The 24,606-nt window shown below is 71.2% G+C and carries 26 protein-coding genes; 12 read left to right on the top strand and 14 right to left on the bottom strand.

The features are described 5' to 3' along the window. Positions 1-23: 23 nt before the first annotated feature. Entirely contained in the window at positions 24-938 is a 915-nt protein-coding gene (locus tag LXT21_RS28905) for a transcriptional regulator (RefSeq protein WP_254041424.1), read from the top strand. 3 nt (positions 939-941) lie between these two features. Then, complete coding sequence (locus LXT21_RS28900) at positions 942-1,610, top strand: metallophosphoesterase (RefSeq protein WP_254041423.1); 669 nt, start codon at positions 942-944, stop codon at positions 1,608-1,610. A gap of 13 nt (positions 1,611-1,623) precedes the next feature. On the opposite strand, the gene LXT21_RS28895 is transcribed toward LXT21_RS28900, so the two are convergent. From LXT21_RS28895 to LXT21_RS28870, 6 genes are all read right to left on the bottom strand, one after another. Next, complete coding sequence (locus tag LXT21_RS28895) at positions 1,624-2,364, bottom strand: SDR family oxidoreductase (protein WP_254041422.1); 741 nt, start codon at positions 2,362-2,364, stop codon at positions 1,624-1,626. Between the two features lie 101 nt (positions 2,365-2,465). Continuing rightward, the gene (locus tag LXT21_RS28890) at positions 2,466-3,545 is read right to left on the bottom strand and encodes a brain acid soluble protein 1 (RefSeq protein ID WP_254041421.1); all 1,080 of its coding nucleotides are present in this window, start codon (positions 3,543-3,545) and stop codon (positions 2,466-2,468) included. A 156-nt stretch (positions 3,546-3,701) separates the two neighbouring features. Then, the gene (locus LXT21_RS28885; RefSeq protein ID WP_254041420.1) at positions 3,702-5,309 is read right to left on the bottom strand and encodes an LVIVD repeat-containing protein; all 1,608 of its coding nucleotides are present in this window, start codon (positions 5,307-5,309) and stop codon (positions 3,702-3,704) included. Between the two features lie 103 nt (positions 5,310-5,412). Beyond that, the gene (locus LXT21_RS28880) at positions 5,413-6,045 is read right to left on the bottom strand and encodes a CHRD domain-containing protein (protein ID WP_254041419.1); all 633 of its coding nucleotides are present in this window, start codon (positions 6,043-6,045) and stop codon (positions 5,413-5,415) included. Positions 6,046-6,143: 98 nt separating this feature from the next. After that, positions 6,144-7,025: a LysR family transcriptional regulator gene (locus LXT21_RS28875; protein ID WP_254041418.1), complete on the bottom strand. Its 882-nt coding sequence runs from the start codon at positions 7,023-7,025 to the stop codon at positions 6,144-6,146. 108 nt (positions 7,026-7,133) lie between these two features. Beyond that, positions 7,134-7,886: a hypothetical protein gene (locus tag LXT21_RS28870; RefSeq protein WP_254041417.1), complete on the bottom strand. Its 753-nt coding sequence runs from the start codon at positions 7,884-7,886 to the stop codon at positions 7,134-7,136. A gap of 124 nt (positions 7,887-8,010) precedes the next feature. On the opposite strand from LXT21_RS28870, the gene LXT21_RS28865 reads away from it, so the two are divergent. Next, complete coding sequence (locus LXT21_RS28865; RefSeq protein ID WP_254041416.1) at positions 8,011-9,072, top strand: strictosidine synthase family protein; 1,062 nt, start codon at positions 8,011-8,013, stop codon at positions 9,070-9,072. Between the two features lie 121 nt (positions 9,073-9,193). Beyond that, positions 9,194-9,856 carry a hypothetical protein gene (locus LXT21_RS28860; RefSeq protein ID WP_254041415.1) on the top strand — a complete coding sequence of 221 codons (663 nt, stop codon included), beginning with the start codon at positions 9,194-9,196 and terminating at the stop codon, positions 9,854-9,856. Between the two features lie 7 nt (positions 9,857-9,863). On the opposite strand, the gene LXT21_RS28855 is transcribed toward LXT21_RS28860, so the two are convergent. The 4 genes from LXT21_RS28855 to LXT21_RS28840 form a co-directional block, all read right to left on the bottom strand. Next, entirely contained in the window at positions 9,864-11,543 is a 1,680-nt protein-coding gene (locus LXT21_RS28855) for an ankyrin repeat domain-containing protein (RefSeq protein WP_254041414.1), read from the bottom strand. 57 nt (positions 11,544-11,600) lie between these two features. Continuing rightward, the gene (locus LXT21_RS28850; RefSeq protein ID WP_254041413.1) at positions 11,601-12,188 is read right to left on the bottom strand and encodes a superoxide dismutase; all 588 of its coding nucleotides are present in this window, start codon (positions 12,186-12,188) and stop codon (positions 11,601-11,603) included. A 192-nt stretch (positions 12,189-12,380) separates the two neighbouring features. After that, positions 12,381-13,670: a universal stress protein gene (locus tag LXT21_RS28845; RefSeq protein ID WP_254041412.1), complete on the bottom strand. Its 1,290-nt coding sequence runs from the start codon at positions 13,668-13,670 to the stop codon at positions 12,381-12,383. A gap of 36 nt (positions 13,671-13,706) precedes the next feature. After that, positions 13,707-14,720: a 2-hydroxyacid dehydrogenase gene (locus LXT21_RS28840; protein ID WP_254041411.1), complete on the bottom strand. Its 1,014-nt coding sequence runs from the start codon at positions 14,718-14,720 to the stop codon at positions 13,707-13,709. Between the two features lie 246 nt (positions 14,721-14,966). On the opposite strand from LXT21_RS28840, the gene LXT21_RS28835 reads away from it, so the two are divergent. Then, on the top strand, positions 14,967-15,419 hold the full coding sequence (locus LXT21_RS28835; RefSeq protein ID WP_254041410.1) for a thioredoxin family protein: 453 nt from the start codon (positions 14,967-14,969) through the stop codon (positions 15,417-15,419). Between the two features lie 62 nt (positions 15,420-15,481). After that, entirely contained in the window at positions 15,482-16,837 is a 1,356-nt protein-coding gene (locus tag LXT21_RS28830; protein ID WP_254041409.1) for a nicotinate phosphoribosyltransferase, read from the top strand. On the opposite strand, the gene LXT21_RS28825 is transcribed toward LXT21_RS28830, so the two are convergent. Beyond that, positions 16,804-17,298 carry a DoxX family protein gene (locus tag LXT21_RS28825; protein ID WP_254041408.1) on the bottom strand — a complete coding sequence of 165 codons (495 nt, stop codon included), beginning with the start codon at positions 17,296-17,298 and terminating at the stop codon, positions 16,804-16,806. The two genes, LXT21_RS28830 and LXT21_RS28825, sit on opposite strands and share 34 nt — an antisense overlap. 323 nt (positions 17,299-17,621) lie before the next feature. Next, positions 17,622-18,524 (bottom strand): LysR family transcriptional regulator, encoded by a 903-nt coding sequence (locus tag LXT21_RS28820; RefSeq protein ID WP_254041407.1) that lies wholly within the window; start codon positions 18,522-18,524, stop codon positions 17,622-17,624. 175 nt (positions 18,525-18,699) lie between these two features. Here LXT21_RS28820 and LXT21_RS28815 point away from each other — a divergent pair, with 175 nt between their 5' ends. The 3 genes from LXT21_RS28815 to LXT21_RS28805 all read left to right on the top strand — a co-directional run bounded on the left by LXT21_RS28815 (position 18,700) and on the right by LXT21_RS28805 (position 20,467). Continuing rightward, on the top strand, positions 18,700-19,815 hold the full coding sequence (locus LXT21_RS28815) for a Kelch repeat-containing protein (protein WP_254041406.1): 1,116 nt from the start codon (positions 18,700-18,702) through the stop codon (positions 19,813-19,815). 105 nt (positions 19,816-19,920) lie between these two features. Further along, entirely contained in the window at positions 19,921-20,214 is a 294-nt protein-coding gene (locus LXT21_RS28810; protein ID WP_254041405.1) for a hypothetical protein, read from the top strand. A gap of 52 nt (positions 20,215-20,266) precedes the next feature. Further along, a complete protein-coding gene (locus tag LXT21_RS28805; protein ID WP_254041404.1) occupies positions 20,267-20,467 on the top strand; it encodes a hypothetical protein in 201 nt (66 codons plus the stop codon). A 9-nt stretch (positions 20,468-20,476) separates the two neighbouring features. Here the strand turns inward: LXT21_RS28805 and LXT21_RS28800 are convergent, their stop codons facing one another. Further along, positions 20,477-21,196 (bottom strand): trimeric intracellular cation channel family protein, encoded by a 720-nt coding sequence (locus tag LXT21_RS28800; RefSeq protein ID WP_254041403.1) that lies wholly within the window; start codon positions 21,194-21,196, stop codon positions 20,477-20,479. 221 nt (positions 21,197-21,417) lie between these two features. Here LXT21_RS28800 and LXT21_RS28795 point away from each other — a divergent pair, with 221 nt between their 5' ends. The 3 genes from LXT21_RS28795 to LXT21_RS28785 all read left to right on the top strand — a co-directional run bounded on the left by LXT21_RS28795 (position 21,418) and on the right by LXT21_RS28785 (position 23,635). Beyond that, the gene (locus LXT21_RS28795) at positions 21,418-21,891 is read left to right on the top strand and encodes an amidohydrolase family protein (protein WP_254041402.1); all 474 of its coding nucleotides are present in this window, start codon (positions 21,418-21,420) and stop codon (positions 21,889-21,891) included. A 163-nt stretch (positions 21,892-22,054) separates the two neighbouring features. Then, positions 22,055-23,152, top strand: coding sequence for a hypothetical protein (locus LXT21_RS28790; protein WP_254041401.1), 1,098 nt, complete (start codon positions 22,055-22,057; stop codon positions 23,150-23,152). Positions 23,153-23,221: 69 nt separating this feature from the next. Beyond that, the gene (locus LXT21_RS28785) at positions 23,222-23,635 is read left to right on the top strand and encodes a low affinity iron permease family protein (protein WP_254041400.1); all 414 of its coding nucleotides are present in this window, start codon (positions 23,222-23,224) and stop codon (positions 23,633-23,635) included. Positions 23,636-23,644: 9 nt separating this feature from the next. On the opposite strand, the gene LXT21_RS45490 is transcribed toward LXT21_RS28785, so the two are convergent. Beyond that, positions 23,645-24,544, bottom strand: coding sequence for a YIP1 family protein (locus tag LXT21_RS45490; protein ID WP_254041399.1), 900 nt, complete (start codon positions 24,542-24,544; stop codon positions 23,645-23,647). Positions 24,545-24,606: the final 62 nt, after the last annotated feature.

Below are 24,606 nucleotides of genomic sequence, written 5' to 3'. Positions count from 1 at the left end.
CGAATCTGGATTACGGGAGGGGGGTGCTATCGTCCCACGGCGTGTCCTCCCCGGACGTTTCCCTGGCCCAGGCCTTCATCGCGGCGCGAGCTTCCCCCTGCGCGCCGGAGTCGCTGCCCCCGCTTCAGGCGTTGCTCGCGCGCGCGCTGGAGACAGCCCGCGCGGCGTGGCCCGGGGTGGAGCTGGACGGCGCGCGCTTCGTCGTCCACCTGGCGCGGCTGCTGCCCGCGCAGGCGCCCTCCGAGGACGTGGAGAAGTTCCACCTCCCGGACGTCTACCTGGCGCGCGCGGCGGCGGACCAGCTCCCCTCCGCGCTGAGCGCCTTCGAGGCGAGCTTCATGCCCGAGGTGAACGCCGCCGTGGCGCGGCTGAAGCTTCCACCCTCGGGGCTCGACGAGGTCCGCCAGCTGCTCCGCCAGCGCATGCTGGTGGGCAGCCAGGATGCTCCCGCCCGACTGGCCGCCTACCCCGGCACGGGCCCCCTGAGTGGCTGGGTGCGCGCCGCGGCGCTGTGGCTCGCGCTCGACTGGCAGCGCCAGCGCGGCGGACATCCCCAGGCGGATGACGGGGACTTGTCGCTGCTGGTGGCGCCCGGGGACGACCCGGAGCTCATGTATCTGAAGAACACGTACCGCGCGGAGTTCAGCGCGTCGTTTACCTCCGCGCTCGGCATGCTGGAGGCGCGTCAGCGCAACTTCCTGCGCATGAAGTACCTGGACGGGCTGAGCATCGACCAGCTGGGCGCGCTGTACGGCGTGCACCGCTCCACGGCGGCGCGCTGGGTGGTGGCCGCGCAGGAGTCGCTCCTCCAGGAGACGCGGCGGCTGCTCACCGAGAAGCTGCGCCTCACCGGCTCACAGCTCGACAGCGTGCTGCGCCTCATCTCCAGCCAGCTCGACGTCAACCTGAGCCGCCTCCTGCGCTCGAAGGTGGAGTGAGCGATGCGGACGCTCTTCATCGGCGACGTGCATGGCTGCGCGCGGGAGCTGGACGCGCTGTTGACCGCGTGCGGCTGGTGCCCCGACGACCGCGTGGTGCTGGTGGGAGACCTGGTCGCGAAGGGGCCGGACTCGGCGGGCGTGGTGCGGCGGGCGCGCGAGCTGGGGATGCTCGCGGTGCGAGGCAACCACGACGCGCACGTGCTGCGCTGGCATTCGGGCCGAGGGCCCGAGGGCAAGAAGCTGGGCAAGGAGCACCGCCAGGTCCTCGACACGCTGTGCGACGAGGACTGGGCGTACCTGGAGGCGCAGCCGCTGTATCGCCGCTTCCCGGAGCTGAACGTGCTCGCGGTGCATGGCGGGCTGGTGCCGGGGGTTCCCCTGGAGGCGCAGCGCGCGGACGAGCTGCTCAACCTGCGCAGCATCGCCCCGGATGGGACGCCGTCGAAGCGGGTGGACGGCGGCGTGCCCTGGGCGAGCTGCTGGAAGGGGCCGGAGCTGGTCATCTTCGGCCACGACGCCATGCGCGGCGTGCAGCGGCATCCGCACGCGGTGGGGCTCGACTCGGGCTGCGTGTACGGCGGGCGGCTGACCGCGTACGTGATGCCGGAGGGCCGGCTCGTGTCCGTGCCGGCCCAGCGCGCCTATGTCGACGTGAACGGCTCGCCGTGAAGGGGCGCCCGCGTCAGATGATGCCGCCGTTGGCGCGCAGCACCTGACCGTTGACCCACGCGCCGTCGGGGCCCGCGAGGAAGGAGACCACCGACGCGATGTCCACCGGCTGCCCCAGCCGCTCCAGCGGGGCCAGCTTCGCCAGCCGGTCCACGACCTCTTTCGGCTTGCCGTCGAGGAACAGGTCCGTGGCGGTGGGGCCGGGGGCCACGGCGTTGACGGTGATGTCGCGGCCGCGCAGCTCCTTGGCCAGCACGCTCGTCATCGCCTCCACGCCCGCCTTGGTGGCTGCGTAGACGGCGTAGGTGGGTTGCAAGAGGCCCACCACGCTGGAGGAGAAGTTGATGATGCGCCCGCCCTTGCGCAGCCGGCGCGCGGCCTCGCGCAGGGTGTTGAAGGTGCCCTGGAGGTTGACGGCGATGAGCCGCTCGAAGGCCGCGTCCTCCATGTCCGCCACGGGCGACAACGTCATGATGCCCGCGTTGTTGACCAGCACGTCCACGCCGCCGAAGGCCTTCTCGGCCGCGTCGAACATGCTCCGCACCTCCGCGCTCTTGCGGATGTCCGCCTTCACGGCCAGCGCCTTGCCGCCGGCCCGCTCGACGTCACGCACGAGCGCCTCCGCGGGCCCGGGGGACTGTGAGTAGTTCACGATGACGGCGAAGCCATCCCGCGCGAGCCGCTCCGCGACCGCCGCGCCGATGCCTCGCGATGCCCCGGTGACGAGGGCGACCTTCGAACTCTGGATGCTCATGTGCTTCCTCCCGGCCGGACTTCCGTGACGGCACCGGGAGGAACCATGTCTTGCGCGCCGCGGGAAGCAGGGAGTGACTCGAGGTCCGGCGTCACTGTCCGCTAGAAGTCGCGGGCCTGCTTGCGCAGCTCGACGGCGAGCCGTCCCTCCATCTCCTCGCGGACCTCCTCGCCGTAGGCGTCGCTCTCGTACAGCAGCGTCAGCAGACGGTCTCTCGCCACCTGGTAGCCCAGGAGCCGGACCGCCGTCTCCGGGGCCTTCCAGCGGGCGACGACGACATAGCCGTTCCGTGACGCGCGAATCTCCGGCTCCGGCGAGGAGGGCTCCTCCTCTTCGGTGTCGTCGTACGCGTCGGGCCGGTCGTCATCGTCCACCTGGGCCTCCACGAGCGGCGGAGGTGCCTCGTCCACCGCGTCCTGCTCGCCAGCGACGTCCGCGCGCGGAGCCTCGACCGCCACGAGCGGCGGCGCGCCCATCGGTGTCTCGCCCTCCCGAGCCCCTTCGCGCGATGAGGCCATCGCATCGTCCGCCGGAGCTCCGCTTGCCTGCGCCCGCGCGGGTGCCGCGCTCCCCGCCTGTCCACCTGTCGCGGGAGCCTCCACGGGAGGCGACACCGTCGCCCTCCCCGACGCCTCCACGAGCGGCGGCGAGGACATCTCTTCCGCCGGTGTCTCGTTCACTGCGGGCACAGGGTCGCGCCGCGCGGGCTCCCACGTGGACGTGGGCGGCGACGTCTTCGTGAGCAGCCACGCCAGGTCGATGGACTCGCGGTACTTCAACACGCGGCGCGACGAGCCTCGCTTCCGGGGGCGCCCGTACTTCGCCGTCAGCACCTCCACCATCTGCTGGTGCTCGTCACGCAGGACCTCGGGCGTCGCGAAGCGCACGAACACCGAGCCCAGCTTGTCGCCCGCGAAGAGGAAGAACACCCGGGCCGGACGCTCCCCGAGCGTCGTCGACACCACCAGGTCCTCCCGCGCCGTCACCGCCGCCTCGGGGTACAGCGCCCGCACCTCCGCGCGCGTCATGCCCCAGTGCGTGGCCTGGAAGCCCTCGCCTCCATACTTCCGCTCATGGTCGGCGCGAATCGCCGCCCGGCGCTCGTGCACCGTCGGCCCGTGATGACGCGAGCCACAGCCGCCCGCCAGCAGCAACACCACCATCCACCCGTAACGCTTCATCGAGCCCATCTCTCCGGCTCCCGACTGCGAATGACCCGGCACCCCGCGCGAGCGTAGGCCAGGAGGCCCGCGCGAGACCATGCCAGTCATCCCGGAGGAGGGCCCCACCGCCGGAGGCGAACACGCGCGCCCACCTCCGGCGTGGCGACACGTCCGCTACTCCACTTCCTCGAAGATGAGCAGGCCCCGCGAGGTGTCGATGACATACACGTAGCCGTCATCCGGGACGCGGACGCCGATGGCACCGTCGTAGAACATCAACCCCCGCGCCCGGTCCGTCTCCCGCCAGGTGTTGTAGTAGGCAATCTCCTTCATCTCCGAGGGCCGCGACACGTCCAGCACCCGCACGCCGTGCTGGTAGTGGGACAGGTAGAGCCGATTCGCCTTCAGCTCCATGTTGTGCACGGAGACGCCCGGGGAGAGCCGGTACTCGCCGACGAGGATGGGGTCCTTCGGGTCCGTCATGTCGATGGCCCGCACGTGCGCGCCCCAGTCCTCGCCACCCTCGAAGACGATGAGGCGGTTGTTCACGTGGTGCCAGCGGTTCGTGTGGCTGGTGGCGCGCGGATAGACATACTCCCCCACCTTCACCACGTTCGCCGGGTCGCTCACGTCGAGCACCAGCAGGCCCGCGCGCCAGTGACTCACATACAGCCGGTTGCCCCACGCCGTGGCGTCATGCGGGAACGAAGCCACCATGGGATTCACGCTCGGGTCCACGTAGCGGCCGAGCAGCACCGGCTCCCGCGCGTTCTTCACGTCGAAGATGAGCGTCATCGGCGCCGGTGAGGCGGACATCGCATACAGCCGGTCCATCGCCACGAAGACGGTGTGCACATCGACGCCAGCCCCGCTCGGCAGCGCGCTCACCAGGACCGGGTTCGCCGGGTCCGAGATGTCGAAGACGAGCAGCCCCCGCGCCGCGCTGGCGACATAGAGCGCGTCATCCTTGGCCCACACGCCGTTCCAGTAGCTGTCCCCCGGGAAGAACACGTTCTTCACCAGCCGGGGCGCCTTGCGGTCCTTCAGGTCGAACACGTAGAGCCCGCCGGGCCCCTTGAACGCATCCTCCAGCGACACCACGTAGGCGTGGCCCTTGGCGACGAACACGTCGGCGACCGTGCCCTGCGGCACCACGCCCTCGCCCACGAGCTCCAGGTTGGAGCCCTCCGACTCCCCCTCGCGCCGGCGGACCTTCTCCAGCTCGAAGGTGCCCTGGAACGACGGCGTGCCCCCCAGGCAGTTCACGAAGCAGCCCGTCATCCGCGTCGGGCCCTCCGCCTTGCACCCCACCATCGACGTCCGGTACGCCCGCCCGTCCTGGAGCGTGCCGCTGCGCGAGGCGAAGAAGGTGGTCGCATCCACCCGAACCTCCGGGAAGAGCCTCCCATCCTGGAGCACACGCCCATCCTCGAGGATGCGCAGCGCGCTGGTGGCCTGGCTGTTGTCGTTCGTCAGGATGTCATTGCCGATGACATGCAGGTTGAAGATGCCCTCGCCCCGCACGGCCCCCAGGCTGTCGCGAGCGCAGGCCGACAGGTCGAAGGACTCCAGCGTGCCGCACGCGGCAGTCGTGCTCCCGGCGGGGAGCAGCGGGCAGGCGGCGAGCGGCTCGGCGGACCAATCCCCGAGGTCCTCCAGCCTGTGCGAGGGCCCCTGCTCCACGGGCACCCCCACCACGTCATCCAGCTCGCGGGAACAAGCGCTCCCCATCCCCGCGCAGAGCAGGACCCAGAGCACGCCACCTTTCCACCGGTTCGTCATGAAGCTCCTCGTTCATGTGTTCCGGCCCCTGGAACCCAAACGCCGGGGGCGCTCCCGCATATCGAACGAAAAGCCAGACGATTGCGCCGGCGGTGCGCAAGCCTCAGGGCTGCGCGGCGTAGAGCTGTCCGCGCATCTCGCCGTAATAAGTATGCGCCTTGGTGTGCAGGTTGAAGTAGAGCACCCCCTTGCGCGCCAGGGATTCCAGGCTGGCCAGCGTCCGTGTCTGGGAAAGGAATCCCAGCTCCGCGGGGCAGCTCTCCGGCAGCCCGGGCTTGATGCCCTTCATCTCCTTGATGAAGGTGACGTTGGCGTTGGTGAGCTCCACGGACCAGCGCCCGTTGGAGAGCGTCTTCGACAGGTTGCCCAGCTCCCCGAAGTCCACCACCACCGGCCCGAGCACGCCGGGCGGCCCGCAGTGGATGTGGAACATGAGGATGTCCGCGGGGTTGACGCCCGTCATCTCCACCTCCACGTAGGCCCGGGTCAAATCCTTGCTGAAGCGCAGCACGCCGTGCCCCCGGGACTTGCGCGCCTCGCGCGGCGTGGAGGGCGCGGTGGCGCCCAGGCTCTTCTCCAACGGCTTGGGCACCTCCGACTCCTCGCCCGGCTCCTGCGCGGGGCTGAGGAAGGCCTCGTACACTGTGAAGGTGCTCGCGCCGAGCGCGGGGTCCTTGGCGTGGGCCGACGACACGAGGACACAGGTCGACACGAGCGACATCAGCAACGGACGCATGGCGGGCTCCAGGGCGTGGATGGGACGCTCCTGGCGTAGCGTGGATGTGAGGGCGCGCGCGATGGCCGAAGATGGCCACCCGATGGCCGCCCCACGCGTCACAGCGGCTCGAGGAACTGGCGGATGTGCGTGAGCACCTGTCGCACCTTGGGAATCTCGCTCAGGGCCTCCGGCACGCTCAGCCGCAAGGGGCGCACCCGGCCCACCTCGTCCGGGAGCACCGCCACCAGCGATTCCCCGCCCTCCGGGTCCGGCAGCTCCACGCTGGGAATCAGGCCGATGCCCTGCCCCGCGAGACAACACACACGGACGAAGTGGATGTCGGTGGAGATGAGCGCGGGCGCCACCGGGAATGGGGCGCCGGTGAGCCGGGGCCACACACTCGCGTCGTCGCCGGGCGCCTGCCAGCAGAACAGCTCGTGCGCCTTCAGGTCCTCCACGGAGGCGGGCACGCCGCGCTGGCGCAGGTAGGCCTCGCTGGCCCACAGCCCCTCGCGCACGCGCAGCACCACCTGCGACAGCCACGGCCCGCGCGGCAGCGCGTCGCCGAAGTGCGCCGCCAGGTCCACGTCCTCCAGCGGCTCCGACAGGGGGTGCTCGCTGAAGCGCGCGTGCACGCGCAGCTGGGGATAGGTGGTCCGCAGCAAACCGAAGAGCGGCGCGAGCAGGTGCGGCGGCATCCCCACCGGCAGCACCACCCGCAGCGTGCCGGAGGGCGTGTGCCCCACCTCGCGCAGCGACGCCACCAGCGCGCTCGTCTCCTGCATCATCAAGCGGCCCCGGCGCGCGAGCAGCGCCCCCGCCTCCGTCAGGACGATGCCCGTCCGGGTGCTCGTGAGCAGCGGCACGCCCGCGCGGGCCTCCAGCGCCTCCACGCGCCTGCGCAGCGTGGTGCGCGACACCGCCAGCGCCTCCGCCGCCTCCAGGTACGAGCCCGTCTCCGCCACGCCCACGAAGGCCCGCAACTCTTCCAGGTCCATGCCGTCCTCGCGCCGGTGGGGACCACCCCTTCCCTTGCCCGCGCGCCTCCGTACCCGACGCGCATCTTCCCCGAAGCCCGCCCGCGCACACGAGCCCCACCCCGCGACTCAGTCCTCGCGGCTCCGCTGGACCAGGCCCGCGCGCAGGTACTCGTTCCCCTTGAACACGAGCCGTCCCGTCGTGGGCTCCACGTAGCCCACACGCGGCCCCGTCTCGCCGCCCCCGCGCGCCTCGACGAGGTTCCATCCGTCGCAGTCCACCTGGGCGGAGCTGGTGGCGAGGTCCCCCGGAGACCTCGCGGGGAACTCGAGCACAACGGCACCCTCCGGAGGGACGACCACGGTCTCGAAGCGCGCACCCGCCAGGTACTCACAAGCGGTGCGCGGCGGCCCTGTCCGCGCGGCCTCCTTGCGCTCCGCACGCGGAAAGCGCCGCGCGGGCTTCTCGGACGACGAAGGCAAGGGCAGCGCCCAGGGCAACACGGCATCGGCACCTGAAGGCGCCGCTGGGTGGTCCGGCAACACCGCCGTCACTGTCCGGAACAGCCCTGGCTCGACGCGAACCGAGGTCGAGCGGCCATCCTCCGCGACCACCGTCAGGGACTCCGCGCCAGGGAGCGCCACCTGGAATACCCCCCGGGTGAACGCCACCCGCCCCTTGCTCCGAGTCTCGTTGCCACACCAGCCGACCCGAGGAAGCGAGAACGAGACGAAACCCCGGTCCACGGGCCTGCCTCGCGCGTCGAGCACCTGCACCATCACGTCAATCCCCTTCGCGAAGGAGCGGGGCGGAGGCAGGGGCCCGTCGAGCCGGGAGACGGGCAGGTACACCGTCGGCGGCGAGAGGGCGCCCCAAATCATCCCACACGCCTGGCTTGCCAACAGCAGGGAGCCCGCCGCCGCCAGGACCGGGCGCCAGGGCCCCAGCCGCCTCCACCACGCCATGATAGCCTGCGGGGTTCCTCCGCCCGGATTCCCAATCCCCATGAAGAAACTCCTGATGGTTGTGGGTGTGCTGTGCGTACTACTCGCGGGTTTCGCACTCAAGACCATGAGAGACGCGGGACAGTTCCGTACGATTGCCCCCCACGCGCCCGGCAAGTGCAAGCCGGTGCCGGGCATGCCCGGCGCGGAGGACATCACCTTCCATCCGAGCGGCGAGTACGCCTATGTGTCCTCGCATGACCGCCGCGCGGCGATGGCGGCCGGCACCGCGGTCCGGGGCGACCTCTACCGCTACACATTGAACGGCGACACGCCGCCCGTGCTGCTCACCGGGAGCTTCCAGGGCACGTTCCAGCCCCACGGCATCAGCCTGTACGTGGACCCCACCACCGGCGCGCAGACGCTCTTCGTCGTGAACCACCTCCCGGGCCACCGCAACACCATCGAGCGCTTCGAGGTGGGCCCCGATGGCCTGCTCGTCCACCGCGCCACCCGGGAGGGCGCCGAGCTCGTCTCGCCCAACGACGTCGTCGCCGTGGACGCCGAGCGCTTCTACGTGACGAACGACCACGGCAACCCGCCGGGCATCTGGCAGACGCTCGAGGACTACCTCCAGCTGGGCCAGGGCAACGTCCTCTACTTCGACGGCCGGGGCTTCAAGAAGGTCATCGAGGGCACGACGTACGCCAATGGCATCAATCGCTCGCACGACGGGGCCACGGTGTATCTGGCGCAGGCCGTGGGCCGCACGCTGAACAGCTACTCACGCGACGTGGAGACGGGTGCGCTGACGCTGCGCCACTCGCTCGCGCTGGACACCGGCCCGGACAACATCGAGCTCGACGCCGCGGGCAACCTCTGGGTCGCCGCCCATCCGAAGCTGCTCGACTTCGCCGCCTATGCGGGCGACACCACCGGCAAGGCCCGCGCGCCCGCACAGGTGCTGCGCCTGTCCGGCACCGACGCGGACATGAAGGTGACGGAGGTCTTCCTCGACGACGGCCAGCAGACCTCCGGGACCGCCACCGCCGCCATCTCCGGCAAGCGGATGCTGCTGGGCCCTGTCTTCGAGAAGGACTTCCTCGACTGCGAGCTGCCCTGAGGCCCACCAGAACCCGACGCGCCCCTTGTCCCCCAGTCCCAGCCGGCTTGTCCCGACTTGAGGGGCTCCCCACCCTCCGGCGTGTCGAGGTAGGGCGAAGTGTCACGAGGGGGATGACAGCATGGGGAGTCGGCTGGGTTGGCGAGGCATGGTGGGGCTGGGCGGGCTGCTCGCGTCGTTCGCGCCCTGGAGCGCGCAGGCCACCGAGCAGGCGGGCGAGGACTGGCGCCCCAGCTCCGGGTACTCGCTCAAGAAGGACAAGAAGCACCGCCGTCACCGCGAGGAGTCCCGTGGGACGGGCGGCTCCGGCATGGCGGCCATGTATCCGCGGCTGGGTGGCCACGTGGGCTTCGCGCTGCCGGTGCTCAGCATCACCGACGAGGACACCACGGTCATCGGTGGGGACTTCTTCTCCCTGGGCCTGACGCCCGGCATCTCGCTGAAGCTCACCGAGCAGTGGACGCTGGACTTCGAGTTCATCGCCTTCAGCCGCTGGGACTTCGAGAAGGACGGCGAGCCGGCGCGGGTGGGCACCAGCTTCGTGGTGGACCCGGGCCTGCTCTACAACTTCGGCGGCTTCACCGCCGGCGTGCGCCTGGCCATGCAGGTGGGCGCGGGCCAGCCGTTCAACCTGGGCGTCGTGCCCATCGTCGTGAAGCCCTTCCCCATCACCGAGCACCTCAAGTGGTTCCTCGAGCTGGACCTGCCCCTGTTCTTCACGGGCGCGCCGGGCGACAGCGGCGTCAGCTTCGGGCCGCAAATCCAGACGGGCATCGCCTTCTGAGCGGACCTCACGGCGCGTCGGAAGACGTGGCGTTGTTCCTCGCCGAAGGCGCCTTGGAGGGGGCGAAGTTGAGCAGGTGCTTCTCGTGCACCGGCTTGGGGGGAACGGGCGCGAGCACGAGCCCCGCCTGACGCAACACCGCCGCGAAGGGCGGATGGAGGACCGCTTCGCGCCAGCGCGCATCGTGGCGCTCCGCATCCCGCGCGCTCAGGGTGACACCCGCCGCGAGCAGGGCCTGGAGCACCTCCAGCTTCGAGGTGTCCGGACAGTCGCGGGCGTCCAGGGCCGACAGGTACAGGAACGCGCCCTGGGTCTCCTTGTCCCAGCCAGCCCCATGGCGCAGCACCAGGGGAACCATGCCCGGACGACAGGCGCCCGTCGCCGCGTACAGCAGGGCGCCTGGCTTCCCCGCCGTGCCGGGGTTCGCGTTCGCCTCCAGCAACCGCCGCACGATGTCCTCATCCGCGGGAGCGCTCCCCGGGCGGTTCAACGCAGCGGCCAGGGGCATCACATCCCCCCGGCTCGGCAGGTTCGCGTCGGCGCCCTTCTCGAGCAGCACGGCGACAATCTCGCTGCTCCCCGACTGCACCGCCGACACGAGCGGCGTGGGCAGCCGGGGCAGTTGGGCATTCGGGTCCGCCCCCGCGTCGAGCGAGCGCCGCACCAGGTCCTCATGTCCCAGCCGGGCCAGCTCCGCGAGCGGCGGCCACCGCGCCCCGGCCTCCACCAGGACCTCCACGCTCTGCAGGTCCCGGTTGAGCAGCGCCCGGTAGGCGGGCCAGCGCTCGAAGCTGGCGTCCTCTCCACTGGGCGGAACCCAACCCGCGCCCACCGCCGCGCGCATCAACAAGGCGCTGCGGTGCTTGAGGGAGAGCTCCGCGGCCCGCGCGAGCACCCGGACCTGCAGGCTCCCGCGCAGCTCGCGGCTCAGCGAGAGGGCCCGCGTGGAGTCCCGGCTCCGGAACGCCGACAGGAGGTCCGCCTCCCGCAGGCACCGCTCCTCCTCCGCGGCGCGCTGGCCCGCGAGCCCCTGCTCCACCGCGTCCGCGTCCTGGAAACGAGCGAAGCACCGCGCGGTCCATCCCAGAGGAGGCCAGGCCTCCGCGTGCCGGGGCACCCGCAGCGAGGGGTCCGCCCCCACCAAGAGCAACAGCCGGGTGATGGCCACATCGCCCTTCTCGGCCGCCGCCATCAGCGGCGAGAGGTTCCGCGTGGCCTTGGACCCGCCCGGCAGGTTGACGGAGCGCCCGGAGGCGACGAGTTCATCCAGCCGGAACCCGTCCGAGCGGAGCACCGCGTCCATCACCGGGTCCTCCGCCATCACCGTGGACGGGGTCGCCCCGGCAACCCCTCCCTGAAGGTCCTGGGGACGCTCGCCGACCGCCTCGCAGAGTTCGCCCGGGGGCCGCGCCGTCACCGTCTTGCAGAACTTCACGCCATCGCAGTAGGCCGAGACGCGGCAGTCGAGCGGATGCTGCCCGCAGCGCTCCACCGGCAAACCCTCACACCACACGATGGGGGACCGCGCGGTGGCCGGGTCGGAGCCCTCGCCAAACGACCCGCGTTGCTTCAGCACGAACACCCCGCCCGCGGCGCCCATCACCAGACAGAGCGCCACGAGCACCAGGGCTTTCGTCACGCCCCGGCTGTGGCGGCGGGACGACCAACGGGGGGCGACAAGGGCCATGGCTGTCATTCAACCCAATGACAGCCCGCCTTGGAAAGCCACCCCCCGGTGGAAACCTCAGCCCTTCTTGAGGAGGTTGTCCGCCACGAAGTCCCAGTTGACCAGGTGCGTGAGGAAGGTCTCGATGAACTTGGGCCGCGCGTTGCGGAAGTCGATGTAGTACGCGTGCTCCCACACATCGATGGTGAGCAGCGCCTTCTGGCCGTGCTTCATCGGCAGGTCCGCGTTGCTCGTCTTGGTGATGGCCAGCTTGTTCTTGTCCAGCACCAGCCACGCCCAGCCGGAGCCGAACTGCGTGGCGGCCGCGGTGGAGAACTCCTCCTTGAACTTGTCGAAGGAGCCGAAGTCGCGCTCGATGGCCGCCAGCAGCTCACCCGTGGGCAGCCCGCCGCCCTTGGGCTTCATGCAGTTCCAGAAGAAGGTGTGGTTCCAGACCTGGGCCGCGTTGTTGAACACGCCGCCGTCGCTGCTGAGGATGATCTCCTCCAGGGACTTGTTGGCCTCGGCCTTGCCGTCCAGCAGCTTGTTGAGGTTGGTCACGTACGCCGCGTGGTGCTTGTCGTGGTGGTACTCCAACGTCTCCTTGCTCATGTGCGGAGCGAGGGCGTCATGGGCGTAGGGAAGAGGGGGCAGCGTGACGGCCATGGTCAGGTCCTTTCCAGGGTAAAGGGACGAGGACACCTACCACCATCCCACCCAGGAAGAGGGCCTGACTCCAATGCATTGGCGTGCCGCCAACCTGCTGGAGCCACCCGGCCATCCTCGGGTCAACACTTCGACGCGTCGTACGAGGGCCCGCCCTCCGGGTGAGCGGGCCCGCGCGGGGAGCGTCCGCTTTCACACGGTGGGCGGCCGCACCAGCAACACCGGCCGCGAGGTGCGCGACAGCACCGCCTGCGTCGTGGAGCCGAGCAGCGCGCGCTTGAGCCCCGTGCGCCCGTGGGTCCCCATCACCACCGCGTCCACGCCCAGCCGCTCCGCCGTCTGCACCAGCGCGGTGACCACGTCCTGGGCGTCCATGATGACCTCCGCCTGCGCGCGCCGTCCGGTGGCCTCCGCCTCGCGCGGCACCAGCGCCATCAGCCGGCCGCGCTCGGTGTCCACCTGCGAGCCCAGCTCCGCCACCGACACCAGGTAGACCTTGCCCCCCGGAGGCACCAGGCCGAAGGCGTGCGCCACCGCGTGGTTGCCCGTCTCGGAGAAGTCCGTGGCCACCATGACCTCGCGGAACGACGGCAGGGGCGCGTCCACTCCCGGCGCCATCGCCTGCGAGGGGATGCAGGCCACCGACACCCGCGCCAGCCTCAGCGCGTTGTGGGACACGCTCCACATCCGCCCCAGCGCCCGGCGGTGGTGCGTGCCCACCACCAGCAGGTCCGCCTGCTCGCGCGCGGCCAGCTCCACCAGGTGGTCCGCGACGCGGCCCAGGGACGGCTCCAGCACCGTGCGCACCTTCACGCCCTGCGCCCCCAGCGGCGTCACCAGGACCTGCGTCTCCTTGTCCAGCACCGCGCGCAGCTCCGGCGTCACCTCGGCCAGCTCCATCGGCCGCGGCAAGCCCAGCCGCCGGTACTCCTCATCCGGCCACACCACGCGCGCGCCCACCACCTCCAGCGGTCCCCACACGCCCAGGGCGCGCACCCACTCGCGCGCGGCCTCGTACGGCAGCGAGCGGTCCACGCCCAGCACCACCTTGAGCGGCCGCTGCCCCTGCGCCCACGCCTCCATGGCGCTCGCGTCCTGCACGGCGAGCAGCGGCACCTCCAGCGACTGCGCCAGCCGGTCCACCGTCCCGCCGACGCCCAGGAACGGGGCCTCCTTGCTGGGCGAGGCGGCCACCACGAGCGTGGCCAGGCGCTGACGGGCCACGTCGGCGACCTCGGCGGAGGGCTCGCCGGTGCGCATCTCCTGCTCCACGCGCGCGCCCTTCTGGGACAGCCGCTTCGCCTCGTCGCCCAGCGCCGCCTCGGCCGCCTGGAGCAGCGCGGGACCGAAGGCCCGCGCGGAGTTGGGGTTGAGCACGTGCACCAGGAACAGCGGCACGTTCGCCTTCCGGGCCAGCTCGGCGGCGACATCACATGCGCGGCGCGCGGCATCGGAGAAGTTGGTGGCGCAGACGATGGACATGGATGACTCCTCCTCGAGTCGGCTACGGGATGGGGTTCACGCGGGCCGCACCTGCTCCACGCGCACCTCGTTGACCAGGGGCTCGCCGCGCTCGAAGGCCCGGACGCTCGCGAGCGTGGTGTGGGCGATTCTGCCCAGCGCCTCGCGCGTGAGGAAGGCTTGATGCGAGGTGACCAGCACATTCGGGAAGGTGAGCAGCCGCGCCAGCACGTCGTCCTGGAGCACCTGGCCGGAGAGGTCCTGGAAGAAGACGCCCTCCTCCTCCTCGTACACGTCCAGTCCCGCCGCGCCGATGTGGCCCGACTTGAGCGCGTCGATGAGCGCGCGGCTGTCGATGAGCGCGCCCCGGCCCGTGTTCACCAGCACCACGCCCCGCTTCATCCGCGACAGCGCCTTGGCGTCCACCATGTGGTGGGTGCCCGGCGTCAGCGGCACGTGCAGCGAGATGACGTCGCTGACGGAGTAGAGCTCCTCCAGCGTCACGTAGCGGGCGCCCACCTCGCGCGCGAAGGCCACGTCGGGCGCCGCGTCGAAGCAGACGACGTCGCAGCCGAAGCCCCGGAAGATGCGCGCCGCGACGCGGCCGATGCGGCCCGTGCCGGCGATGCCCACCGTCTTGCCCGCGAGGTCGAAGCCCACCAGCCCGTCGAGCGAGAAGTTCCAGTCGCGCACGCGCGCGAAGGCGCGGGGGATGTGGCGGTTGAGGCAGAGCACCAGCGTCACCGCGTGCTCGGCCACCGCGTGCGGTGAGTACTCCGGCACGCGCGTCACCCGCACGTCCAGCCGCCGCGCGGCCTCCAGGTCGACGTGGTTGTAGCCCGCGGAGCGCGTGGCCACGAGCCGCACGCCGCACGTGCGCAAAAGCTCCAGCGTGGCCGCGTCCACGCGGTCATTCACGAACGAGCACACCGCGTGGAAGCCCTCCGCCAGCCGCGCGGTCTGCGCCGTGAGGCGGGGCTCCAGGAAGGTCAGCGCATGGCCGAAGTCCGCGTTGGCTTCCTCCAACGCGGTCCGGTCGTAGCGATGGGTGTCGAATACGGCCAGTCGCATGCCTGCCCTCCCGCCGACGGACCGGGTGCCCGTCGCGCTGGTGCTCCCGCTGCAACGCCCACACCATGTCTTCCTCGTGGCCCGGGCGCGATGAAGGGCCGCGAAAAAGCTGCGCATGCGCGAAAAAGGACGCAAAAAAGCCAAGGCACCGTGCCGGGCGAGCAGGCGGGGCCCCGAGCATGGGGGGGACGCGCCAGGAGCCCGCGCGGCCTACCTTCCCAACAGAGACTCCGAGAAGGAGGCGTCATGTTCCGCTGCGCGGCCTGTGGTGCGTTCAATCGCGTGAGAGAGCCCCGACCCTCGGGAAACCCCGAGTGTGGCCGGTGTCACCGGGCGCTGGATTTGTCGGGCGCGCCGCAGGAGGTGGACGGCGAGGGGCTGGACCGGGCGGTGCTGGCCTCGCCGGTGCCCATCCTGTTGGACCTGTGGGCGCCGTGGTGCGCGCCGTGTCGCGCGGCGGCCCCCATCCTGGACGCGGTGGGCCGGGCTCAGGCGGGGCGGCTGCTCGTGCTCAAGCTCGACACGGAACAGAACCCGCGCTCCGCGAGCGCGCTCGGCGTGCAGGGCATCCCTACCTTCGTGGTGTTCCAGGGCGGGCGCGAGGTGGCGCGGCGCAGCGGGGTGATGCCGAAGCCGGAGCTGGAGCGCTGGGTGGCGGGCGCGACGTCGGCGCAGGGAGGCGCGGGCGTGACGGCCTGAGTCGTGCATTCGCGCGTGGACCGCGCCTCGGCCATCACCCGTCGGGGCCCGCACATGAGCACATGAGGGGAGTCGACATGGTGTCCGAGGCCGCGCTGCTGACGGACCTCTACCAGCTGACGATGACGGAGGCGTACCTGGCCGAGGGCCAGTGGGACGAGGGGGTGTTCAGCCTCTTCGCGCGGCGCCTTCCTCGCCAGCGCAACTACCTGGTGGCCGCGGGGCTGGAGGACGCGCTCCGGACGCTCGAGGACTTGCGCTTCGAGTCCGAGGACCTGGCGTGGCTCGAGTCGACGGGCCGCTTCTCGGACCGGCTGCTGCGTTGGTTGGAGCGCTTCCGCTTCAGTGGCGACGTGGACGCGATGCCGGAGGGCACGCCAGTCTTCGCGCAGGAGCCGCTGTTGGAGGTGCGGGCGCCGCTGCCCGAGGCGCAGCTGGTGGAGACGTACCTGCTCAACCCGGTGCATCTGCAGACGCTCGCGGCGTCCAAGGCCTCGCGGGTGGTGGAGGCGGCGCGAGGCAGGCCGGTGATGGAGTTCGGGCTGCGGCGCATCCACGGCGCGGACACGGGGCTGAAGGTGGCGCGCGCGGCGTATCTGGCGGGGGTGGACTCGACGTCGAACGTGCTCGCGGGGAAGCGGTATGGGATTCCGCTCGCGGGCACGATGGCGCACAGCTACGTGCAGTCGCACGACGATGAGCTGGAGGCGTTCCGCGCCTTCACGCGCGTGTATCCGGACGCGACGCTGTTGGTGGACACCTACGACACGCTGCGGGGCATCCAGCACGTCATCCGGCTGGCGCGCGAGCGGGGTGAGGAGTTCCGCGTGCGCGCGCTGAGGCTCGACTCGGGGGACTTGCTCGCGCTGTCGTTGGCGGCGCGGGAGCTGCTCGACGAGGCGGGCCTGCAGCGGGTGCGGCTGGTGGCCAGTGGGGGGCTGGACGAGGAGCAGGTGGCGGGGCTGCTCGCGCGCGGTGCGCCCATCGACGGCTTCGGCGTGGGCACCGCGATGGGCGTGTCCGCGGACGCGCCCTCGTTGGACATGGCCTACAAGCTGGTGGAGTACGCGGGCCGGGCGCGGGTGAAGTTGTCCGCGGGCAAGGCGCTGCTGCCCGGAGCGAAGCAGGTGTATCGGCAGGAGGAGGACGGCGTGGCGAGGCGCGACCTGCTGGTGCGGCGGGGAGACGCGGCGCACGGACGGCCCCTGTTGCGGCCGGTGATGCGCGCGGGCCAGCGCGTGCCCGGGGCCGTGGCGTCACTCGCCGAGGCGCGGGAGTATGCGCGTCGTGAGCGTGAGCGCTTGCCGAGGGAGGTGCGGGCCCTGGAGCCGGCGAGGCCGCCCTACTCGGTCGTGATTGGAGACGGGCTGGCGCGGGCGCGCGCTCACGAGGTGGAGGTCTGGGCGACCGAGCCGTGAGGCCGGGTGACGCTTCGCGCGAGGGCACCGTCCACGGCGAAGGCGCCGCTGCCGAGGAGGGCCTGGGCGACGAGCGCCATGATGAGGAAGGCGACGTACTCCCAGCCTCCACCCGGGTTGGTGAACATCCAGCCCAGGGAGGCGTGCGACGCGAAGGCGCCGAGCATCATGGGCAGGAGCCCCAGTGACACGAGGCGGACCCGCAGACCCGCGATGAGCGCGAGGCCGCCGAGCAACTCCATCGCGAACACCGGCGTGGCCATCCAACCGGGGAAGCCATGGGCCACGAAGAACCGGGCGGTGCCCTCGAGGGTGAAGAGGAACCACTTGGCGCCCGCGTGGGCCAGGAACACCGCGCCCAGGGACACACGAAGCACGGTGGCGGCGAGGGCGGATGAACCAGGATGTGATGCGTTGCCGAGCATGACGACCTCCGGAAGACGGCTGAGCTGACGCGACATGGAATGCGCGCCTGGCGGCTCCGGGGGAAGGTCCGTGTCGAGAACGAATCGTTCTGCTCGCAGGACAATCTTGTGCGTCGGTGCGCCTGCTTCAGCGCTCAGGAGACCGGAGCGTGAGCAGGCACAGCCCCAGCACGCGAAGCTCGTTGGTGCGGGGCGCTGCTCGGCGCATCCATCGGAACGAACTTCCGAGGTCGGCTTGAGGGCCTGTTCAAAGCTCGGACGCCCACGCGCGAAGGCTCACAGCCCGGGTGCGTGGAGCGGAGCGCGCCAGTCAGGAGCCCTGCTCGGCTCAGCACTCGGGCATCTGCGCGCCAGGAGGCTCAGCCCCAGCGCGGGGAGCGAAACTCCGCGGCCAGCACATCGAGCAGGGCGCGCACCAGCGGCGCGGGGGAGCGCCCCGCCGCGTGGACAGCGTGGATGCCCACGGGCCTCGGCATGAAGTCGTCCAGGACGGTGACGAGCCGCCCCGAGCGCAGCTCCTCGTCCACCATGAAGCGCGGCAGCACCGCGAGGCCGATGCCCTCCGCCACCGCCTCGCGCAGCAAGGTCCCGTTGGCCACCGTCAGCGGCCCGCTCACGGACACGGGGATGCGCCCCCGGGGGCCATGGAAGCGCCACTCGTCCTCGACGCGCAGGTGCGCGTAGCGCAGGCACGCGTGGCCCGACAGGTCCTCGGGCCTGCGGGGTGTCCCCTTGCGTTTCAGGTAGGCAGGCGCCGCGCAGACACACAGCGCGGTGGTCGCGAGCTTGCGGGCCACGAGGTTCGAATCGCGCAGGCGCGTGATTCGCAGGGCGACGTCCACCCGCTCCTCGACCAGGTCCACGAGCCTGTCGCTCAACATCACCTCCACCGAAGCCCCCGGGTGGGCCGCGAGGAAGCGCGCCAGGGGACGGGCGAGGTACATCTGCGCGAAGCTGATGGGCGCGTTGATGCGCAGGCTCCCCCGCCCCGCGTCGGAGGCCCCTCGCGTGGCGGCTCCCGCCTCCTCCAGCAGACGCGCGGCATGCGCGTACACACCCATGCCCGCATCCGTGACGGAGAGCTTGCGGGTGGTGCGGATGAGCAGCCGCTCCCCGACCCGGGACTCCAGGCGGGAGATGCGCGCGCTCACCACCGACTTGGACACCCCGAGCACCCCCGCGGCCCGGGTGAACGAGCGGTGCTCCACCACGCGCGCGAAGCACGCGAGGCCCAGCAGGTCATCGAACAGGGGCTCCGTCACGCGCGCAGGCTGCCACGGACCCACCTGTAGAACCAGATGCACACATCTACACCGTATTTCCAATGCAATCGAGTGACTGTTATGCCGCCGTCACGCGGAGTTGACGTGGAAGACCGCACGGAGCGTCGGTCCCCCCCGTCACAATGCGGGCCTCACCATTCACCACGAGGAACGGATGACACGAGCAACCACAGCGAAGACGTGGCTGGGCCTGGGACTTTGCGGAGCACTGGCGACGATGACGGGCGCCACCACGGCGGTGGCCGAGGCGCCGCGCACCGAGGCGCGGGCGGCCTTCACCTCGCCCTGGTCCGCGGCGGCGTCGATGAGCCAGGTGCGCGCGTACCACACGGCGACGCGGCTGCCGACGGGCAATGTGCTCGTCACGGGTGGCAGCGGCTGGGGCACGGTGTCGGCGTCGACGGAGACGTACAACCCCAACACCAACACCTGGGCGGCGACGGCGACGATGAGCCAGACGCGCTCGAACCACACGGCGACGCTCCTGTCCTCGGGCAAGGTGCTCGTGGTGGGCGGCCAGGGCGCGGGCACGCTGGCGAGCGCGGAGCTGTACAACCCCTCGACGAACACGTGGAGCGCCACGGGCAGCCTGGCCACGGCGCGGCGGAACCACAAGGCGGTGGTGCTGTCGACCGGCAAGGTGCTGGTGTTCGGCGGCTTCGGGGCGACGGCGCTGAAGAGCGCGGAGCTGTATGACCCGGCGACGGGCACGTGGACGGCGACGGGCTCCACGTCCGTGGTGGCGGGCCGCACCAGCCTCACGCGGCTGCCTTCCGGCAACGTGCTGGCGGTCAACGACGACGGCGTCGTCGGCGCGGCCGAGGTCTACAACGTGAGCACGGGCACGTGGAGCACCGCCGCGGCGGCGCCCGCGTTCTACGGGCACGCGGCCGTCCTGCTGAACCAGGGCGCGGTGCTGGTCGTCGGTCAGGAGCAGGGCCAGTATGCGAGCGGCGCCTGGCTGTTCTGGCCGGAGGACAACGAGTGGGAGTACACGTCCTACGCCACCGAGGAGCGCCGCATGGGCCACTCCCTGACGCTGCTGCCGTCGGGCAAGGTGCTCGTCGCGCGCGGCACGCGCAACCAGATTGGCGGCGTGACGGAGGTCTACGACCCGCAGGCGTTCTGGCAGCTGTACGTGGTGGGCAATGACCAGGCGACGCAGGGTCACACCGCCACGCGCCTCATCAACGGCCAGGTGCTCGTGGTGGGCGGCTCCAGCCAGGAGGAGCCCGAGCTGTACTCCTCCGCGGAGCTGTACACCGAGTAGCCCGCGGGCATGGATTCAACGGCCCCACCCCGCGCACACGGGTGGGGCCGACCGGGCACGCCGCACCCGTTGACTCGCGCCAGCCCCTGGCTAGGTTCACCTCGAATGTATCGGCCCTCCCACCGTCTCCTGCGCTGGCTCCGACTGGTCCTCGCCAGTCTGACGCTCGTGGGGACGGGGGCCATGGCGCAGCCGCCCGCGCGCCCGGTGGCCGCCGCCGTCCAGGCCGGTGGCTCCACCACTGTCCACAGCGCGCCCGAGCTGGTGCGTTACGCGCGGCACCTCGCGGGCCCCGCGCCCTTCATCATCGCCCCGGTTGGCGGCACCGAGCCACGGGCGCCCGAGCCACCCCGCCGCACCGCTCGACGCTTCCTGCTCCATCGGTCGCTCCTGCACTGAGTCCTTCCGGAGTCCCTTTCCGGAAGAGCCCACTCACGTCCCAGGAGCACCCATGTCCCGGTTTCTGACGCGGGCACGCGACGTCGCGTGCGCCGTGGCGCGACCTCTCCGTCGCGCGCTTCGACTCGTCTTCATCCTCATCCTCGTCGCCCTGCCCATCCCCCTCGCGCCCGTCGTCTCGGCGCTGCTGCGTCCCTTCCGACGCAACCTCCCCGCCGAGGTCCTCCGCGAGAACGAGAAGAAGAAGCCCTGAGCCGTCATCTCACGGCTTCACCCACTCCTCGCGGTCCGGAGGTCCACCGAAGTCATCACCCTTCCTGGGAGGCTGCCGCGAGCGCTTCACCGGCAGCCGCCACCCGCGCCGCACGGAGATGAGGCGCACCAGCGCGCCCACCGCCATGCCCGCCACCAACGCCAGACGCCGGTGCCCCGTGAGCGAGAGCGCCAGACACACCAGGCTCGCCGCGAGCGCGGCGATGGCGTAGTACCCGGGCTCCGGTCTCATCACCGTGGGCGTGCGCCGGATGAGCACGTCGCGGATGATGCCGCCCCCCGCCGCGGTGATGATGCCAATCAACACCGCCGTCCCCGGACTGAGCCCCACCTCCAGCGTGCGCTGCGTGCCCGCCACCGCGAACGAGCCGAGCGTCAGCGCGTCCAGCGCCGACAAGAGCTTCACCGTCGGCCCGTGCCGCAGCTCGAAGAGGAACGCCGCGAACGCCCCCGTGAACGCCGCGACCAGATACGCCGGCTTCACCAACACCAGCGGAGGCCCCACCTGCAACAGCGTGTCGCGAAGGATGCCGCCGCCCACGCCCGACACCAGGCCCAGGACGAGGAAGCCCATCAGGTCCATCTTCCGACGCTCGGCCAACAGCGCGCCCAGCACCGAGCCGGAGAACACGCCGAGCAGGTCCGCCACCAGCGTCCCCAGCGAGATGACCTGCTCCTGGACATTGGGTTCCGTCAGGTCGAGTGACATGGCATGCGCGAGGCGGCCCGTCAGCGCTCCACCCCACCCGCAGCGTGGGGACGCCCCCCGTCACGAGCAACACACGCCGGCAGACCCAGGGACTGGCCGCACGGCACCCCCATCACAGCGGGCAACCTCTCGGGCGACGGCGCGACACCTCACGCTCGGGTGGACGTGCTCCGCGCGAGACAACACCTTCCAGGAGCAACCTCCTCTCCCGAGCCCACGCCATGAGCCCCACCCAGCCCGCGGACCGCATCTTCGAGGGTGGCACCCTCCTCACCATGAACGACCAACAGCCCACCGCCGAGGCCATCGCCCTCCAGGCCGGTCGCATCCTCGCCGTGGGCACCCGCGCCGACATCCTCGCGCTGCGCGGCCCCGACACCGAGGTCGTCTCGCTGCGGGGCGGCACCATGATTCCCGCCATCGTCGATGACCCCACCACCACCGACGCCGCGGCCTCCGGCGATGTCGAGCCCCAACCCCAGGGCACGCTCGAGCCCGGCCAGCGCGCCAACTTCGTCGTGCTCTCCGACAATCCGCTCACCCTGGCGCCCCAAGCCCGCGAGGACCTTCGGGTGTTGCACATCGTCAAGGACGGCGAGAGCCTCTACCTCGACAACGCGCAGGCCGAGCAGGAAGAGGACGACGCGATGTTCACCGAGGCCCTGTTCCTCGACGAGAGCGGTTGGCTCGTCTGAGTTCCTCCCGGAAGCGACGCGTCGTGACGCGGGGAGCGGGGTGAATGGCACCCATGCGCGAGTGGGCTATCGGAAACTTCATCGCCCTCTACTCCGAGGGTGACTTCCTCCCACTCCGGCCGTTCTGCGATGGTGTGAACGAACCCCGCACCGGAGAGCCTCCATGCTCCGCCATCTCGGCCCCGCGTTCTTCCTCGGCACCCTGCTGATGGGTGGCGCTTGCAAGAAGTCACAGGACCCCGTCCCCGAGACGCCCGCGGCGCCCAAGCCCGCCCCCGAGCCCTTGCCCGCCTTCTCGCTGTCGCTCCTCCAGGACGCGGCGCCGGCGGGCTGTACTTGGCTGCGGCAGGAGACCACGGGCATACGCAAGGCCCTGACCACCGTGGAGGCTCCCTGCGCGCGGGTCAGCCTGGCGTGGAGCCCGGACGGCAAGCAGGGCGTCCTGATGGACCGGGGCAACAACAGCGTGCAGCCGCGCGCCTGGAAGGTGGACTTCGACTCCGCCCAGGGTGTCCCACTGCCGCTGCCCGCCGAGGGCCTCACGGACACGGTCGGCTTCGACGCGCGAGGCCAGGTGGTGGCGCTCGTCTCCCAGCTCGAGGGGCTGGCGCGCAAGGAGGAGCGCGGCGAGGAGTTCTTCGTCGTCGACGGCCGCAAGCTGATGGTGCCGGAGATGGAGGGCAGCAGCCCAGGGCTGGCCCACGCGTACCGCCGTGAAGGAGAGACGTGGAAGCGCATCGAGTCGGTCGCCACGGTGTACGAGACCGAGGACGCGCCGGGCACGAGCGCGCTGGCCACCGCGAGCCAGCTGGTGTCCTCCACCGACGGCACGGACCCGGACGACCCCGTCTCGACGGAGCTCTCCGAGGGCAGTGAAGACGCGGTGCGCCTGGACGCGGTGGTGAAGGACAAGGGCCATACCGAGTACGGCGCCTGGGTCTCGCTGGAGACGCATGGTGGGCCGCTGTTCGCCTGGCGCGCGGCGACGGAGCTGCCGGTGTTGATGCTGCCCTTGCGGTGGGAGTCGGAGGACCGCCTGTTGGAGCCCGAGTCCCTGTCGCTGCCCCCCACGGAGGTGGTGGCCGTGCGGGTGAGGGGCGCGCTGCTCCTGGTGAGCGCGGAGGCCCACGCCCGCGTCTACGACGCGCGCACGAAGAAGCGCATCGCCTCGTTGGACGACGTGCATGACGCGCGCTTCTGGCCCAAGCAGCGCACCGTCACCGCCGCCATCCCGACCGCGGGCGCCTCGGCGACGCAGTAGTCCCCCGGGGGACGGGCAGGCATCCGAGCGGCCAAGCCATCCCTCCCGCTCGTGAGCACCTTTCGGGGGATGCACGAGCGCTTCCACAAGTTCGCCCAGGGCGTGTCCGAGCGCGTGGGCTCCATCCAGGCGTTGCTCCTGGCGGTCGCGGTGGTGGTCCTGTGGTTGGTGTCGGGGCCGCTGTTCCACTTCAGCGACACCTGGCAGCTCGTCATCAACACGGCGACGACGGTCATCACCTTCCTGATGGTGTTCGTCATCCAGGCCACCCAGAACCGGGATGCGAGGGCCATCCACCTCAAGCTGGACGAGCTCATCCGCTCGCAGCGGCATGCCCGGAACTTCTTCACGGACCTGGAGCACGCCACGGACGAGGAACTCGCGGAGCTGTCGCTCCAGTTCAAGCAGGTGCACGAGCGCGCCCAGCGCCGCCGCGCCGCGAAGGAACCGGCGCCTCCACGCAGCGCCGACGCGAAGCACTGAGGGCGCGCGTCAGAGCTTGAGGGCCCCGGGCGCGAGGATGGCGGTCACGATGGCCACGTAGCTGCCCACGCCGATGCAGCAGGTGAGCGCCGGAATCAGCAGCGCGCCGAACACCGCGGGGCCCCAGCCGACACCGTGCAGGCTGCGGTACGCGGAGACGCGGACGCCGAGGCTCCAGAAGGGCAGCACGTACATGCTGCAGAAGGGCACCAGGCCCGCGAGGTAGACGCCCTGGGCCAGGGCATGGCCGCGCAGCGTCGTCCTGAACGAGCCCTGTGCGCCCGCGACCTTGAGCACCAGGTGGTCCAGCCCCGCGGCCACGAGCGTGAGGCCCATGCTCATCAACGGCACCAGCATCATGCAGACGACGAAGAGGACCACGGCGACGCCGCGGTAGAGGAGCGGGTTGGTCTCGTTGTCGGAGCCGCTGGCGGGGAAGGTCTCGTAGGGGAAGGCGAGCAGGAAGAGGGTGTAGAGGAGCCAGGTGGAGAAGGAGCCCACGAACGCGGTGAGGCCGGCGAAGACGAGCGAGTCGCCCACCGACGCCTCGCGCGACATGCGCTCGAAGGTGGTGACGGGGCGAAGCATCACCTCGACGCACGTCTTCCAGAACGCCTTGACCCAGCCGAGCTCGGCGCGTTGGTCCCAGGGGAGCAGGGCGTGGGGCACGCGGGCGTGGCACATCTCGCAGACCAGCTCCTGCCGTGGACCTCGGCGCAGACACCGGGCGCATGCGAAGGCGCCGCAGCGCTCACAGGCATGCTGGCTCATCCACTGGGGATGGACGGCGCACACCGGGGCGCCCGAGTCGGGCGGAGGCGAGGCGAGGAAGGAGGCGCCGCAGCCACCGCAGCGAAGGACACCAGCGCCCACGGGGACCTGGCAGAAGGGACACACGAGCTCGGACACGCTTCACATCCTCGCACAGTCGCCACACGCGCAAGGACACAGCGGGACACCACCGGAGCGAA

It is taken from the genome of Myxococcus guangdongensis, from assembly GCF_024198255.1.
Classification (GTDB): domain Bacteria; phylum Myxococcota; class Myxococcia; order Myxococcales; family Myxococcaceae; genus Myxococcus; species Myxococcus guangdongensis.
The sequence above is the reverse complement of the archived record's forward strand: the minus strand, read 5'-3'. Positions and strand labels throughout refer to the sequence as shown.